The sequence below is a fragment of the Prevotella koreensis genome (genome assembly GCF_003977605.1).
In the GTDB taxonomy this organism is placed as follows: domain Bacteria; phylum Bacteroidota; class Bacteroidia; order Bacteroidales; family Bacteroidaceae; genus Prevotella; species Prevotella koreensis.
This window is the reverse complement of the sequence record NZ_RYYU01000001.1, coordinates 1,050,039-1,066,294: the sequence shown is the minus strand read 5'-3', so window position 1 is coordinate 1,066,294 and position 16,256 is coordinate 1,050,039. Positions and strand designations below refer to the sequence as shown.

Annotated in this window: 13 protein-coding genes, 1 tRNA gene and 3 pseudogenes; 6 read left to right on the top strand and 11 right to left on the bottom strand. The window is 42.6% G+C overall.

All coding sequences use genetic code 11. The features are described 5' to 3' along the window. Window positions 1-23 precede the first annotated feature (23 nt). From EHV08_RS04655 to EHV08_RS04635, 5 genes are all read right to left on the bottom strand, one after another. Window positions 24-590 carry an HDIG domain-containing metalloprotein gene (locus EHV08_RS04655; protein ID WP_126679415.1) on the bottom strand — a complete coding sequence of 189 codons (567 nt, stop codon included), beginning with the start codon at window positions 588-590 and terminating at the stop codon, window positions 24-26. A 194-nt stretch (window positions 591-784) separates the two neighbouring features. Then, the gene (locus tag EHV08_RS04650; RefSeq protein ID WP_126678290.1) at window positions 785-2,560 is read right to left on the bottom strand and encodes an oxaloacetate decarboxylase; all 1,776 of its coding nucleotides are present in this window, start codon (window positions 2,558-2,560) and stop codon (window positions 785-787) included. Between the two features lie 177 nt (window positions 2,561-2,737). Further along, window positions 2,738-4,993 (bottom strand): cation:proton antiporter, encoded by a 2,256-nt coding sequence (locus tag EHV08_RS04645; RefSeq protein ID WP_126678289.1) that lies wholly within the window; start codon window positions 4,991-4,993, stop codon window positions 2,738-2,740. Between the two features lie 144 nt (window positions 4,994-5,137). Next, entirely contained in the window at window positions 5,138-6,361 is a 1,224-nt protein-coding gene (gene pepT, locus EHV08_RS04640; RefSeq protein WP_126678288.1) for a peptidase T, read from the bottom strand. Between the two features lie 63 nt (window positions 6,362-6,424). Further along, window positions 6,425-6,498: transfer RNA gene (locus tag EHV08_RS04635), tRNA-Arg, on the bottom strand. 141 nt (window positions 6,499-6,639) lie between these two features. On the opposite strand from EHV08_RS04635, the gene EHV08_RS04630 reads away from it, so the two are divergent. From EHV08_RS04630 to EHV08_RS11885, 5 genes and pseudogenes are all read left to right on the top strand, one after another. Beyond that, entirely contained in the window at window positions 6,640-7,332 is a 693-nt protein-coding gene (locus tag EHV08_RS04630; RefSeq protein WP_126678287.1) for a hypothetical protein, read from the top strand. A gap of 105 nt (window positions 7,333-7,437) precedes the next feature. Continuing rightward, window positions 7,438-8,193: a hypothetical protein gene (locus EHV08_RS04625; RefSeq protein ID WP_126678286.1), complete on the top strand. Its 756-nt coding sequence runs from the start codon at window positions 7,438-7,440 to the stop codon at window positions 8,191-8,193. 65 nt (window positions 8,194-8,258) lie between these two features. Beyond that, window positions 8,259-9,341 carry a YARHG domain-containing protein gene (locus EHV08_RS04620; RefSeq protein ID WP_158676046.1) on the top strand — a complete coding sequence of 361 codons (1,083 nt, stop codon included), beginning with the start codon at window positions 8,259-8,261 and terminating at the stop codon, window positions 9,339-9,341. Window positions 9,342-9,560: 219 nt separating this feature from the next. Continuing rightward, window positions 9,561-9,797, top strand: a pseudogene (locus tag EHV08_RS04615) (transposase); the annotation flags it as partial. 16 nt (window positions 9,798-9,813) lie between these two features. Beyond that, a pseudogene (locus tag EHV08_RS11885) lies at window positions 9,814-9,986 on the top strand (IS5/IS1182 family transposase); the annotation flags it as partial. Window positions 9,987-10,189: 203 nt separating this feature from the next. Here EHV08_RS11885 and EHV08_RS04610 read toward each other — a convergent pair. From EHV08_RS04610 to EHV08_RS04600, 3 genes are all read right to left on the bottom strand, one after another. Next, entirely contained in the window at window positions 10,190-10,612 is a 423-nt protein-coding gene (locus tag EHV08_RS04610; protein WP_126678284.1) for a DUF2335 domain-containing protein, read from the bottom strand. Then, the gene (locus tag EHV08_RS04605) at window positions 10,587-10,874 is read right to left on the bottom strand and encodes a hypothetical protein (protein ID WP_126678283.1); all 288 of its coding nucleotides are present in this window, start codon (window positions 10,872-10,874) and stop codon (window positions 10,587-10,589) included. The genes EHV08_RS04610 and EHV08_RS04605 overlap by 26 nt, the downstream gene beginning before the upstream one ends. Window positions 10,875-11,373: 499 nt before the next feature. After that, a complete protein-coding gene (locus EHV08_RS04600) occupies window positions 11,374-12,468 on the bottom strand; it encodes a type I restriction endonuclease (RefSeq protein WP_126678282.1) in 1,095 nt (364 codons plus the stop codon). Window positions 12,469-12,633: 165 nt separating this feature from the next. Between EHV08_RS04600 and EHV08_RS04595 the strand changes: the two are divergent. After that, window positions 12,634-13,512 (top strand): annotated as a pseudogene (locus EHV08_RS04595) (IS982 family transposase). A gap of 257 nt (window positions 13,513-13,769) precedes the next feature. On the opposite strand, the gene udk reads toward EHV08_RS04595, so the two are convergent. From udk to EHV08_RS04580, 3 genes are all read right to left on the bottom strand, one after another. Further along, window positions 13,770-14,405, bottom strand: coding sequence for a uridine kinase (gene udk, locus EHV08_RS04590; protein WP_126678281.1), 636 nt, complete (start codon window positions 14,403-14,405; stop codon window positions 13,770-13,772). Between the two features lie 65 nt (window positions 14,406-14,470). Continuing rightward, window positions 14,471-15,043, bottom strand: coding sequence for a uracil-DNA glycosylase family protein (locus tag EHV08_RS04585; protein WP_126678280.1), 573 nt, complete (start codon window positions 15,041-15,043; stop codon window positions 14,471-14,473). A 6-nt stretch (window positions 15,044-15,049) separates the two neighbouring features. Continuing rightward, complete coding sequence (locus EHV08_RS04580) at window positions 15,050-16,087, bottom strand: endonuclease/exonuclease/phosphatase family protein (protein ID WP_126678279.1); 1,038 nt, start codon at window positions 16,085-16,087, stop codon at window positions 15,050-15,052. Between the last annotated feature and the right edge of the window lie 169 nt (window positions 16,088-16,256).

The following is a 16,256-nucleotide window of genomic DNA, read 5'->3' as shown; positions in this document are numbered from 1 at the left end:
CAAAGTTACAACTTATTTTTTTATTATACGCTATCCTTTGCCGCGATTTTTAAGGGGCTGAACAGTTTATGCCATTCTCTGAAACGCTGCAAACCTTCTTCTCCGAATTTCATAAGTGAACGTTCGGCCTGTTCTATTGTCTTTTCGCGGTCGGGATGTGTCTTTGAAAAGAACTTGTCGGCATAGCATATCAATATTTCCTCTGTTGTTTCTGGTAGGAACGAGCGATGGGGTAGTGGGAGATTACGCGACACTATTTCGTCGAGCGTAAGTCCCGCTCCTGTGTGTCGTTCGCATACACGTGCATGTTGTGGAAACCCCTCTTCTCTCAGTAACATTGCACCGATGTATCCGTGGCAGATATAAGGTTCCGTCCCGTGACATTCTATGCCGGGTGCATCGCAACGGAAAACGCCAATATCGTGAAGCATTGCAGCCTCTTCCACGAACTGTTTGTCAATATTGAGTTCCGAATGGGCATAGGCAATTTTCAATGCTTTGTCGGCCACCGCGCGGCTGTGTGTGAGAAGAATATCTCGCAGTGCGTTGTTTTCTTTGTAGTATTTGTCTATTATCATCTGATAGTCCATGTTTGCAAAGGTAGTCATTATTTGTTAATAATGATGTTAGGGGGTGTTTTTATTCTTATATTTATAATTCTATCGTCTATGGAATCGACGTATTGCTATTGTTTTATGAATAAAAAAACTGCTCTCAATAATATGTTTGAGAGCAGTTTTCTTGTTTTCTTTCTCCTTGTTATGGAGTAAGGGTTGATTCTTTCTTATTCGTGGTCACGCTCGATGTATGCGAGAGTCTGACCCTTGCTTACTTTTGCTCCTTGTTTTGCAGCAATTTCAACAAGTTTTCCGCCAAGAGCAGCAGGGATTGTTTCTATCTCTCCCCAAGGTGTCTGTATGTAGCAGAACGGCTGTCCCTCTTCGTAGTGTTGTCCGATGAATGGCTCCACGCATGGTGCGCACTCGCCGTCGCCATTGAACTCGTAGAATATCTGACCTTTCACAGGAGCCACAAGAGCGTCTGCCTTTGCGTGTTTGAATGCTGCCAATTCCTCCGGTGAGAGTGAAGAACCGAGTTTCGCGTCCTTTGCTTTCTGCAAATCTTCGAGCATGCGCTTCTTTGCTATGCCGCTCTTGAAGTCGCGATACTGTTCCGGGTGCATTGCAAGTTCGTAGAGTTCCTCGTCGTCCTTGCCATAGTCCCAGCCGTTTTCGTCCATCTCCTTGCGGAAATCGTCGAGTGCATTCGGGATGAGAGTGTGCGGGTCGGCTGTCGTAAACTCGCGTCCTTGCTTTTCTGCCAGTTCTTTGAGTTCCGGTGCAATCTCTCCAGGGATTCTTCCTGACTTGCCAAGAATCATTCCCCACATAGACTCGTCCATCATTACGAAACGACCCTTGCCTTGCTCTATGGTGAGCAGGTTCATGAGGGCGATGTTCTTGGTGTACTGCGAGAATGGTGTAACGAGTGGTGGGTAACCAACGCGTGGCCATACGTATGCCACCTCATCGAACAGTTTCACGAGCAGTTCGTCTGTAGAATATTCCGGCAATCCTTTCTTAGCGCGTATTGAGTTGATGGTGCGGTGCATACCTGCGAGGTCTGCCATCATCGAACCCATCATACCGCCGGGAAGTCCACAACCGAGAAGCAGTGAAGACATGTGCTTGTTTCCGGGGTTTATGAAGTAGCCGAGCCAATCATCGATGAATTCCTGTGTCAGTGAACGTGCCTGCATATAGGCGTTCATGTTTATCTCTTTCACCTCGAATCCTTCGTTCTTCAGCATAGACTGAACAGAGATGATGTCCGGATGAACCTTACCCCATGACAGCGGTTCAATGGCTGTGTCGATAACATCACCACCATTGTTACAAACTTCGAGAATACTTGCCATAGAGAGACCCGGGCCGGAGTGACCGTGATATTGTATTATTACGTCCGGGTGCTTTGTCTTTATTGACTTTGTGAGCGCACCGAGCATTGCCGGCTGTCCTATTCCGGCCATGTCCTTGAGACAGATTTCTTCTGCTCCGGCAGCGATTACCTCATCGGCAATGTTAGAATAATATTCTACCGTATGCACCGGACTGGTTGTGATACAAAGTGTAGCCTGCGGTGTCATGCCTGCTGCTTTTGCCCACTTTATAGACGGAATGATATTTCGGGTGTCGTTCAAGCCGCAGAATATACGTGGTATATCCACTCCCTGTGCGTGCTTGACTTTATACTGCAACTCGCGTACATCATCGGGCACGGGGTACATTCGCAGTGCGTTGAGGCCACGATCGAGCATGTGTGTCTTTATGCCTACCTCGTTGAAAGGCTTACAGAAAGCCCGCACGGCTTCATTAGGGTTCTCGCCCGCCAAAAGGTTCACTTGCTCAAAAGCACCACCGTTGGTTTCTACACGGTCGAATACTCCCATGTCAATTATGGCCGGTGCTATTCTTTCCAACTGATCCTTGCGTGGCTGGAACTTACCGGAACTTTGCCACATGTCACGATAAACGAGACTGAATTGGATTCTTTTCTTCATAGTTGTTGATTTGAGTGTTATAAAAACTTTAATGTATTTGTATATAAATTTATAATTGCAAAAGTAGCGTTTTTTTTCTAAAAACCTAATTTTTCACCGAAAAAAATCAATGTTTCGCTGCAAAAAACAAAAAGGAGGACAAAACAGTGTCTTATCTACCGTTATTTTATTGTTTCTTCAGTTCATCATTTGGTTGAGGGAATCTTCTTCACCTACAATCCATATAATGTCTCCTTTCTTGAAAATATAGTCAGGAGTGGGTTGCCATAGGTTTTCTTCTCCGCGCTCCAAGCCTACAACCATACAGTTGAAGGTGTCGCGAATACCGCTTTCCATGAGTGTCTTCCCTGCGAATTGACTTGTTCCTTTTATCACAATCTGTCGCAGTTTCATCTCTCGCTTTTCTATTTCCGGGTCTCCTCTGAACATATCTTCTTCAATGGCGTGTCCCAAAGCCTTCAGTTGCTCGTCGCTACCGATAGCTTGAAGGTTGTCAGACGGATAGACAATGGTGCTTCCTGAGGGAATATTGATGCGCTGCTTGCCACGGAGAATACTGCTAACGTGAACTCCGAATCGGTTACGGAGTTGCAAGTCTTGAAGTGTTTTGCCGGCCCATAACGACCCTTCGGGAATCTCGAAGTCGCCGATGTGAATATCGCGGTCGAGCAAACGACCTTCGTATAGCGGTTTGCGTTGCCCTTTCACCTGCGCTTCGATGTCTCGCGAACGCAAGTTCTGAATGAACATTCGTTCCAGTTTTATGCTTCGACGTTTTAGTCGGCGTGAGAGTGCAATAAGTATCACTATGACAATGGCAATAGTTATAATGAGTGCATTGGCAAATCGCGACAGGTAATTGATGATATAGAATATGAACGATGCCGCAAAGGCCGTACGCACAAGTATTGTGAATATTAGTGGGAAACGGTTCAGTCGGCTCGCACTCCACAGTTGCTTCATCTCTTCGCTATTGTTCTTCTTCATCACGATAGATCTCAAGAAGGGTGATATAAGCAGTATTGTGAGTGCCCCTGTTATGGCATTTGCATACCAATGGAGATCCCAGCTGGGTAGTATTTGCCGTGCAAGAGGAAGTACGAAAGTGAACATCACCGCTATCGCTGCTGTTGACAATATTCCATATATTATCATTGTGCGCAACATTGCGCTGAGCAGCGACCGCCAAAGGTTCTTCTCTCCTGACGATGGTATGCCGGTAGTGGTGTGGTTGAGACTGCGTATCCATTTCTTGGGGAGTCGTTTTTCCACTTTGTTGTAAGCCGGAACGGAGGCTCGCACCATGTATGGTGTGAGGAAAGTGGTTATCACACTGACCGCTACTACCACAGGATACAGAAACTCGCCAATGACACCAAGTGCAAGTCCGAGAGATGCGATAATGAATGAGAACTCACCTATCTGTGCCATAGAGAAACCGCACTGCATTGCAGATTTCAGTGACTGACCGCTGATGAGGTATCCAAACGTACCGAACGTTGCCTGCCCAAAGATTATCGTAAACACCAACAGCATTATAGGGAGTGCGTAATCGACGAGTATATTCGGGTCGACAAGCATTCCCACCGACACGAAAAATATTGCTCCGAACAGGTTCTTCACCGGTTCAACAAGTTTTATTATCTTCTCTGCCTCGATTGTTTCGGCAAGGATGTTACCCATCACGAAAGCTCCGAATGCACTTGAAAAACCTACTTTTGTGCTCAATACGGCCATAGCGCAGCACAATCCGAGAGCAACAATGAGAAGCGTCTCGTTATTCATTAGTCGTCTGGTATATCTCAGGAACAGAGGGACAACAAAGATTCCAACCACAAACCATAGTATGAGGAAGAAGCCAATCTTAAACACCGAACCGAGCATCTCACCTCCATCAGGATTGTTTCCGGAGGCAATGGCACTGAGCATCACCATCATCACTATCGCGAGTATGTCTTCAAGTATCAGTACACTCATCACAATACCGGCAAAACGTTGCTGTCGTAGGCCTAAGTCGGTGAATGCCTTATAGATAATAGTGGTGGAACTCATTGCAAGCATGCCGCCGAGAAAGATGCAATCCATCTTATCCCAACCCATTATCTTGCCGACCGTTATGCCCAGCATTATCATGGAGAACAAAATGGTTATGGTGGCAATGATGGGTTGCATGCCCATCTTAATAATTTTCTTGAAAGAGAAATCTAGACCGAGCGAGAAGAGTAAGAACATAACTCCGATGTCTGCCCATGTCTTTATGTCGGTTTGATCTACAACAGACATTGTGTAGGGCATGTGTGGCGACACTACAAAACCTGCCACTATATAACCCAACACCAGCGGTTGTTTTAGTTTCTTGAACAATAATGTTACCGCGCCTGCTACAATAAGTATCAGCGCAAGGTCTTTTATTAATCCTGGGATTTCAGACAAATTCTTTTCTTATTATTAGTTATATATAATTGAAATGTAGTGAATGATAAAAGTGGGTGTTCGCAATTAAGTGTAGATATGGTATCTTTTGTTTTCTTTAATTGTTAACACCCACTTGTCTTTTCCTCATTCCTTGAGTGTTTTTTATTTGTTGTATGAAGACGTTATTTCGCAAATCTTCACAATTACCTGCATCGCCTTTTCCATCACCTGAATGCTGACGAACTCATAAGGGCCGTGGAAGTTTACACCGCCGGCAAAGATGTTGGGGCAGGGCAGACCCTTGAACGACAGTTGTGCACCATCGGTTCCACCTCTGATAGGCTCCACTTTTGGTGGCACATCGCACTCCTGCATCGCTTTTAGTACGATGTCGATAACGTGCATGTTAGGGCTTATTTTCTCTTTCATATTGTAATACTGGTCGCTGACAACGGCTGTAACCGTTCCTTCGCCGTATTTCTCGTTCATCTTGTCGGCGCAACGCTTGAAGAATACTTTACGGTCTTCAAAGCGGCCGCGGTCATGGTCGCGTATGATGTAGTTCATCTTCGCACATTCTGTTCCCGACTCTATTCCTAACAGATGATAGAATCCCTCGTAACCCTCGGTCTCCTCGGGTGTTTCGCCTGCCGGTAACATGTTTGCGAACTCAGTTGCCAAACGATTGGCATTAATCATCTTGCCCTTTGCATATCCGGGATGAACGCTCACTCCCTTAATGCTTACTTTGCCTGATGCGGCATTGAAATTCTCAAACTCAAGGTCTCCGAGGTCTCCTCCGTCAATGGTATAGGCCCATTCGCAACCGAACTTTTCTACGTTGAAATTGTGTGCACCCTTTCCTATTTCCTCATCGGGATTAAATGCAACGCGAATCTTGCCGTGCTTTATCTCTTTATTGTCGCGCAGATAGCACATCGCCTGCATTATCTCGGCTATACCGGCCTTATCGTCAGCACCCAGAAGTGTTGTTCCGTCGGTAACGATGAGGTCTTCACCGATGTGGTTCAGCAGTTCGGGGAATTTCTTCGGACTGCTCACAATGCCCGGCGACAGTTCAATGTCAGTACCGTCATAGTTGCTCACGATGCTCGGTTTTACGTTCGCACCGCTGCAGTCGGGACTTGTATCATAGTGACTTATGAATCCTATTGTTGGAATATCGTCTTTCGTGTTGGCCGGAAGAGTGGCATAGATATATCCCATCTCATCCATTTCCACGTCTTCAAGGCCTTCTCTTTCGAGTTCCTCTTTCAGATATTTCGCAAAAATAAGTTGTTTCGATGTGCTGGGCACACTCTCGCTTTCCTCGCTCGACTGTGTGTCGAACTTGGTGTAGTTGATGAAGCGTTCCTGTATATTCATTGTTATAGTATGGGTTTAAAGTTTACAGATTATAATATTTAAGTTTTTTTATCTCAATCCAAGTGACCCCGCTGGGATTCAAACCCAGGACCTTCGGAACCGGAATCCGACGCTCTATTCAACTAAGCTACGGAGCCAAATGTTGCGCAAAGGTACAAAATATTGACCTCATTTCAAAATTATTCCTATCTTTTTTGAATATTTATTTCTTATTAAAAAATTATTATTATCTTTGCAGCAGATACAAAACATTAACAATAAACCTAAAAAGACTGATTATGAAAAAACCAATTTATTACTTGCTTCTTCTCATCACTTTGGCGTTGAGTGTAGAGGTCGCAGAGGCTCAGCCATTGACAGTGAAAGTTTCTTTCAAAGGAAACAGTCCTACAATAATTGATTTTGTGATGAGTTACTCGCGCGCTCATTCCAACAACGAATTGTTCTCTGATTTTGCTAATGACGTAAAAGAAGGAACGAGAAACTATGTGGGCACAAAGATTGTTAGCGATGTGAAGAATGCCTATGTGTCGCGAGAGGTGGAGAGTGGAGAAGATGGTTCTGTTAGCAAAATAGAGATGTGCTACTGGAACTGTGCGAACAAAAAAGAGAAAATATTTGCCGTCAACGTTATATCTCTCGAAAATGGTGGTTTTGACGAATCTTCCATAACGTTCTATCGTTATGACAAGGCCAACGGAGTAATGAAGAAGATACCTGCTCCTTTCGATAGAAAGGTGAAACCTGTAGATTTTGCCAACCCACAAAAGACACGCCCCGAACGTATCAATTATGCGCGCAACGTAAGGAACGAGGATGCCAATGCTTGGGCACCTATATTCACACTTCCGCGTATTGGGAAGGATATCGAAATAAGAATTGCAGATGCTAACCAGTTAAGACCATCAGAAAGACAACGATTGCGATATGTATGGAATGGCAACGGCTTCACTCTCACGCGCGTTAATTAATTTTCGTGCATAATAATCAGAACACTTATATGTGTCTTTTCCAAAAGGGTTTTTCGTCTTTGCGGAATACACAGAGTTATAAAATTAAACCTAAAAAAACTTGTTATGAAAAAAATATTTAATTATTCGATTGTTTTTATCGCTTTGATGTTGGGCGTGCAGGTTTCTATCGCACAAACGGAATCTTCGACCATTAAAGTTTCTTTCAAAGGAGATCATCCTACAATACTTGATTTTATGAATAGTTACTCGCTTGCTAATCCTGATGATGAAATGATCAAAGACTTTGTGAAGGATATAAAAAAAGGCTCACGAGTCTATAAGGAGGGTGAATATAGAAAAATAAAGTTAGTGAAAGATGTGAATAGCGGATATGTCTCGTGGGAGCTGTTGGACGGTTTTGAATGTGGCTCTTTAATCAAGATTGAGATGTGCTATTGGAACTGCGATAACAAACAGGAGAAAATCTTTGCCATAAACTGGATTGTGACTCGTTGTGCAGGAATGAAAAGCATAATGACATTTTTCAGGTATAACAATGCGACCAGGATGATGCATGAAATTCCGGCTCCGTATGACAGAAAGGTGATGCCCATCGATTTTATGAACCTAAAGAATGCAAGCCCCGAAAAAATCAGAGAAGCCCGTCACGTAAGTGATAAGGTTGCTAAGGGCATTGATGAAGAAGATGATGATGATGATGACCTCTTGAAGGATTGGGCATTAATATTCGACCTGCCACGCAAGGGTAAGAATATTGAAATACATATCTCTAACGAAGATGAATTTGAACCTTCTGAAATACAACGATGTAGATATGTATGGAATGGTAATGGTTTTAACCTAACAGTCATGAAGTAAACTTCGTGCATGATTATAGATATTTAGAAACTATCAAGAAATTCATCTTTAATAATAAAATGTATATGAAAAAGATAATCGTTTTTTTACTTGTGTTGATGCAGTTGTCATGTGTGGCTCAGGATTTTTCAAACCAAGATGATAGTTATTGGACAGACGGAATGACATTTTTCGTTCTTAATCCCCATAGCAATAAAAAAGATTTCTATGTCGGGTCTGGTGGCACTCTACATGAAGGTGGCGTGTTGTTCGGCCTGCAAGGCAAGGATGGGAAATATATTCTTGTGGAAACTGATAATGGTGAGCCGAAAGGTTCTCAAATGTATCAGTACGGTCAATATCTCTTGTATGAAGCAAAGAATGTTAAGGTGGAACTGAAGACGATTTCAGATAAACGTTATTTGTTGTTCTATTCAGGAAAGGAACTTGTCACTGTGTTCCACGAAGAGAAAGGAAAACCATTTTCGGAAAAAAGTACCGGGCTTTACGCTCTTGAGAAAAGAATCGTTCAGAAGATTTTGTTAGCGGGAGAATACATAGACTCTAAAGGTGACTTGGTCACTTTCAGTGCAAAAGGACAAGATGTTTACGGACTGAATAAGGGTGGTAGCGCATACAAGATAATGGAGATGTATGATATGCCGGATAGACTAATCAAGTTGAGTGATGGCACTATATATGAAATTGAGCATGATGACGATGGTCTGACCCTTACCAGGATGAAGAAAAGACGGGACGATTCCGGAGACTTTGAGCCAACGGAATACAAAGTGAAACTATACCATGTCCTGCCAAATCAGATGAAAGGTACTGCCGGCAAGACCTCGCGTTTCGACTTCGCTTCCAATGAAATGCTTTATATCGACTGGCTTGGCAACTTCACTAATAACGAACTGCGACTCATGCGCAACGAGATTTATGCTCGCCACGGCTACCGCTTCTCAACTCCCGATATGCAAGAATATTTCTCTGCATGTCCGTGGTACTCGCCTCGTGACAACAATGATGCGGCTGTAGCAGAACTTTCTGAGATAGAAAAGATTAACGTGCAACAGATAAAAAGAGCCGAAAAACAGAAAATTATGAACGGACAACAACCTGTAAAAACATTTTTGTCTAAAAACTATTTACGTCCCATTTATGTTTAATTCACGTTCATTTGTATTAAGTTTTTTGAACGTAAATTGACGTGAATGGGACGTAAATTATTTGTAAATGACTTGTTGGGCAACGTTTTGTTGCATCGTTTTCTTATTTCTTTATTCCGAATTTGCGTAATAATTTCACCTCTATAATTAGTATGCCGAAAAACACCGATTGTCTTGTTTGGTTTATTTATAATGTACGCCAGTTCGGAATAAAAACCCAATAAACTTATGCCTATATGGGACAAGACCATGCTAAGAAAAAGATATATCATCGAGTGCATTAATGAACTTCTAAAGAACAAAGCCAACCTTGTACATTCACGACATCGCTCCATACATAACTTTATCATGAACGTATGTTCTGCCCTTACGGCATATTGCTTTTTTGAGAATAAGCCGGAGGCACTGCCTGTATATGTGGAAAAATCAAGGCAGTTGGAACTCTTTTCATGCTAAACTTATCCCGAACTGGCGTAACTTTTACAAAGGTGTGAAAGGAGATGCTATAAATATAATGTTGGCTGCGGCGGCATACAACTTCAAAAGAGCAATGAGAGTTCTTATGTGGCTCAAAAAATAATTTGTGAAAAGTTGAAAGGAAGCAACTTTTCACAGGAATATGCGTTTGCAAAAGAAAATGAGTAAAGGAGTAGGATTTATTAAGGAACGACTAAATAAGTTCGGGGCTTGATGTTACTCTCACCCTTATTTGAGAAATATTTCTCGAAGTTTAGCGATGGCAAAGATATGAATAATCCCCGAAACGTGCAAATGTTTAGGGGATTATTCATATTTATCTATAAAATTAGGGTTACGCATGTTGTGCATGAACTATGAAAAACGCATTATTATTTTTTCTTCTTTCCTCCATCTACAAATATAGAGAGTATTGAAACTGCTGTTGCAAAACTGAATATCCCCGCAAACCAAGGATGATTTAAGTATAATGCAAACGCTGAAAGAACTATAAGGGCTACTAAAGCCAAGAATGCAAAAAACATCCCCCACCAATTCATTCTTGTGGTTCTACGTTCTGCGTTTTTAACGGTCTTAACTTTATCTTCTTCTATTTTATGTCTGTGTCGTTGTTCTTCTTTTGCAGCATCAAGAAGGTAGTCAACGATTCTTGGGTCTATGGTTTTGTACTCTGCTAACTCTTGTGGGGAAGGGAGGGTATTATCATCAACAGTTACTGTTTGTTCGTATTGCTGTCCTATACCTCCTTGTGTTGCAACTTTCGTTTCTTTATTGCTTATTTGCTTCTTGCCCATATTTTGTTGTTATTTTGGTGAATGCCCTACGAAAATCACCTCCCACTGCAAGCCTGTCATTTTGAAGTTTCTTTTTATCATCATCAGGGCTTGACTGATTAGAAAAAATGTCTTCTCGCATTTTGCAGGCCTCTTCTGTCTGCAATCCATAACGACCATGGATAGTATCTTTCAGAGTTGAAATACCATCGGATATAAAAGTTAATATGCTTTCAATAAAACACATAAAAGCACCTCCTTTTGAAAATAAAAACAGATACATCTTTGAATAATTCTTTTTGCAAATATAACTATATATCCGGAACATTGTATCATTATGGAGAAATATTTGTCAAACTTTAACTGTTTATGAACGAAATGTGATTATTATTTATATATTCATTATGTATTGATTGTTTTTTCGCTTGCCCAATCTTTTATGGGGAGCGAGCGCCCGGAGGCTTGGTTGGCGTTGATTGTTGTTGCCATAATACACGATTTTTTAACCATTCTCCGGAACTGCCGGGACAGTGATACAGAAAAGCGACTGCACATCTCGCTGGATAAAAATCGTGACTTCACCCGAAGGACTTATACAATTTACGGAATGGCAACCGCCAAAATCTTATTATGTGGACATTAAAAAAGCCCATGCAATGTAGCCGAGCAATAACCGATGCCCTGCGGCGTGATGCTTCACGATTTTCTAACCGATGGCAAAGATATGAATAATCCCCGAAACATTTGACGTTTCGGGGATTATTTTATTTATCATTTATTTTTCATATTTTTTCATTATAGGCTTTTATTACCTCGCATAATTCAGTTTCAAAATTAAAGATATCATTGAGGTCTGTGATTTCATGTTTTGTTTCTTTTTTGTCTTGATCGAATGTCGAGATGTATTTTTTTGACTTTCCATTGAAATACAATCGGCATATGGGTTTGCGATTATTATCATCAAGCAGTATTGAAAAGTACGATAAAGCATCTCGGTAAACAACTCTTGACACGTCAACAGACTTGCGCACTACGGCTTTGACAATGTTAAAGCCATCAAGTTCTTCCTGTGTTGTGACAATTTTTCCTTCAGCAGGTTCTTCCGCAACAGATGCGGGCTGCTCCTCTAAAGTTTGGTTTGTCGTAGAAATGCTGTCTCGTTGTTCTTCATTATTCAGTGCAGTCTTCAAGCGGTTTGATATCAACTCGTTGATGTAACTACTGATTGCTCTTTTTACCAAGGTGGAGAATTGCTCTTGTACTTTTGCCGTTATTACTCCGTCATAGACTTGTTTAGCGAAATACTTAACTATTTCGGGAGAAGGTTCTACAACTTCTTCTGCAAAAATTTTTTTCAACTCAGTTGAATATTTTAGTTCACTGGCCGAATTAAGAATGTTGTCAATATCGAAATATGACTTATGGAATTTCTTTAACTCCTCGAATTGATAGTCTTTCACGTCTGTGATGTCTAATTCAAGGAAAGGCTTCTCGTCCATGATATTTTGGTCTTCGAGGTCAGTGTAGAACAAGTACTTTATGCCATTGGTAAGTAGACCAAATTTCGCTTTAGAAGCGACAAAATATTTTTTTAATTGCGTGTCGTGTAATGACAGGTCTTGTTGCCAGTGCTTGCACTCAATAAGAATAATAGGCGCACCGTCTTTCATGATGGCATAGTCTATTTTTTCTCCTTTTTTCTTGACCAGGTCGCAATCCATTTCAGGAATGACCTCTAAAGGGTTGAACACATCATATCCCAGGGCATTGATGAACGGCATTATGAATGCGTTTTTGGTTGCTTCTTCGGTAAGAATACCATCTTTAAGTTGCCCGATTTTTTCGGCAAGTTGTTTAATAGAGTCTTTGAAGTCCATAGAGTAGTATTTTTAGGTTAATAATTGCTGCAAAGTTATAAAAAATTATCATAAGATTACGCCAGTTTGGCTAAAAAAATCCTTGTAAAAGTTGGTAATCTCGTTAGTCTTTTGTAACTTTATGGTTGAGAATAAATGACTTACAAAACAACTAAACTATGATTACTGAGGACAAAGTTTTTCACTTCGTTCAAGGAAACTCTACAAATTTTCTGTATTATCGGCGAATTTAACAAGAATTTTAATGCCGAACTTTCTAAAAATCTTTTTTACCATCGTTTGATGCTACCGGCAGATGTTATCATAACCGCAAAGGTCAAATGTCAGAAAGTGAAATAATGACCATTATGATATGCTATCATTTCAGCACACACCGGACTTTCAATGATTATTATATTCACTATATCAAAGGTTATCTGAAGCGTGATTTTCTCACAGCCGTATCCAACAATCGTTTTGTAGAACTCATGCCCCGTGTGTTCTTTAAGATGATGTTGCTCATGAAACTCTATGCCTTCGGCAAATGTACAGGTATAACGTTCGTTGACAGTACGATGATTCCGGTATGTCACAATGTAAGACGGTATTTCAACAAGGTCTTTTCCTGTCTTGCCAAGAACGGTAAGGGCGCTATGGGATGGTGTCATGGATTCAAACTGCATCTGCTCTGCAATGATTCCGGCGAAGTGATAACATTCTGTCTTACAGGAGCAAATGTTGGGATAGCAGGATATGGACGATGTTTGCAAAGGTTTTGTATGGGAAGATCTTTGCCGACAGGGGATATGTCAATCAGGAACTATTCGAGAGTCTGTTCAATCAAGGTATCCAATTCGTTCTTGGGCTCAAGGCTAAAATGAAGAATAAACTTATGCCTATGTGGGACAAGATCATGCTGAGAAAAAGGTACATATTCGAGTACATTAACGAACTGCTCAAGAACAAAGCAAACCTTGTATATTCACGACATCGCTCCATACATAACTTTATCATGAACTTGTGTTCTGCCCTTACGGCATATTGTTTTTTGAGAATAAGCCGTAGGCACTGCCTGTATATGTGGAAAAATCAAGGCAGTTGGAACTCTTTTCATGCTAAACTTATCCCGAACTGGCATAATGCTTTCAATGAAACGTCAACACATCTGCTCAACAATCGAGCAAAATCAGTTAAGTGGGCTATGATATAGGATAAAAAAGTAATTTGGGCGAAATTGGAAAACAAAATCGCCCAAATTGCATTGCAATTTCGCCCAAATTGATTTGCAAAATGGGCGAAATTGGTTTATGATAGGATGTCTGTCAGTCTTTTATCTGTGGCTCATGGCCTTGCGGAACTATGCCCTCGATGTATTTGCATAGTATTCCTATGCCTTTCAGGTTTTCCCCTCCCTGCGGTATTATTATGTCGGCATACTTCTTTGTAGGCTCTATGAACTGCTCGTGCATTGGCTTGAGCACTTTCAGATAGCGGTCTATCACCATCTCCACGGTGCGCCCGCGCTCCATCACATCGCGTTGGATATTGCGTATCAGGCGTTCGTCGTCATCGGTGTCCACATAAATTTTCAAGTCCATCATATCCCGAAGTTTACGGTTGATGAGCGTCATGATTCCCTCTATTATTATTACAGGTTTCGGCTCTACATGCACCGTCTCTTCCAGTCGGTTGCTGATGATGTACGAGTAGGTGGGCTGTTCTATGGCGTTACCGCTGCGCAGTTCGTTTATTTGCTTTATCAGTAGTTTCCAATCGAAAGCGTCGGGGTGGTCGAAGTTTATGGCGCGTCGCTCCTCATCGGTCATTCCCGTGGTGTCGTTGTAGTAAGAATCGAGCGGCACCACGGCCACATAGTGCGGTGGCAGTGCAGCAGCCAGTTTCTTCACCACTGTGGTTTTTCCCGAGCCGGTGCCCCCGGCAATTCCTATTATGGTCATAACTTTGTTGTTGACAATTAGTGATTGATGTTTTGCGGGTAATATGTAGTTTGCACCACTGTTCTTTATCCGTTTAGTGATGACAGCACTTTCGAGTATTCCTCAGCCTTTTTCTCCACCTTCATTGGGTAGGCACGCGAACTGCTTGGCATTCTCCATAGTCGGATTATGCGCCCTCCTGTAGTGAATTGTACGCTTTCGCCCACTTTCGGTTGGGGTATTTGGAAATGGTTTGCGAACAGTTCGGTCGCCTTTTGTCCTGTTGTCACCACCGTTTCCAACATCGGCATACGACCGATAAGGCCGTCAAGGTCGGTCGGTGTCACCACTTCGAGGTCTTTGTCTGAAGCCGTGTTGCGCGTTCTGTTCACCTCTATTGCTGTGTCGTAGAGTGCAATTCCTTTCTCGGTCAGCAGTGATATAATCTCCTCGCGGCGGAAAGTCTTTGCATCAACGTCCACGAAGTGCAATTTGTCGGCGAAGAACAAATGCCCGAAGATGCGCCACATGTCGTTTTGAAAATTCGGGTAGAAAAAATCCATTGACCAGCGATGACGTGCCGGCGGAAAACTACCGAGCATCAACAACCGCGCCCCTTCGGGAATGAATGGTTGCAATGGGTGTCTTTCGATGTGCATTGCGGTTTATTTCTCTTTCACGAGAAAGATTGCCACGGGCAGGTGGTCGCTGTATCCATTGAGCCAAACTCCGCCTCCGTGTGTGCGCTTTGGTGTTCTCTTGTATTTTCCCTCGTCCTGCATCAGATAGTCGCGCAACTGTATGTTGTGCTTCATGAACGTTAACTTCGAGTAGTCTTTGTTCTGCGTTCCGGCAATAAGGTTAGGTGTGAGTACTATTTGGTCGAACAGATTCCATGAGCCTTGATAACTCAGTGTGCCCTGTCCTTTCTTTGCAAGGGTGTTATACCAAGGGTTATACATGTCGTCCGGTCCCACTTCCGACATTTCTGCCTTTGCTCCGAGTGCTATACGCATACTCTTATCCATAGGGTCATCGTTCATATCTCCCATTACCATAATCTTTACATCCGGGTCTTCGCGCTGCAGCGAGTCCTTTAATGCGCGCACCTGTCGTCCTGCCGACTCGCGGTAGAAAGATGTGCTGAATCGGCTTGGCCAGTGGCATACGATTACTGTCACGTGCTCATCGGCAAGCGTTCCGCTTACGGTGAGGAAACCACGCGTGTGGTATGCGCTGTCTTTTTCCAGTTCCTGAACGTATGGTACAAGTTTATAGTCGCGTACCTCGAATATCGCAGGGTTGTAGAGCATTGCGCAATCTACACCTCTGACATCCGGTCCTTCGAGATGAACGTATTTATATCCTCGTGCGCGTAGCGGCTCTTGAGCCACAAGGTCGTCGAGAACCTTCGAATTCTCCACTTCGCACAGACCGATTATTGCGCAGCCGATATTGGGCAACATTTCTGTACCCATGTCTGCGAGTGCGCGTGCCATGTTGCGCAGTTTGTTCTTGTATTTCATCTCACCCCAGCGGTTTGCCCCTGTCGGCAGATATTCGTAATCGTTTTTTCCCTCGTCATGGCATGTGTCAAAAAGGTTCTCTTGGTTGTAAAATCCCACGCCATAAACATGGAATTTCTTCTGCCCGTATGTAGCCACGGCAACCATGCAGAATAGAAAAATCAAAAATTTCTTCATAAGTATATGTTGCTTTTTATTGTTCGGAACGATGTACTCGTAGTTCGGGCGCAAAGTTACACAAAATTGCTGTAATATTTGCATAAAGTCGGCAGTTTAACGCAATTGGGCTTGATTATTAAGGACATACGGCGCAAACTGCAGAAAATCCGCCACCTGCCACGAGGCA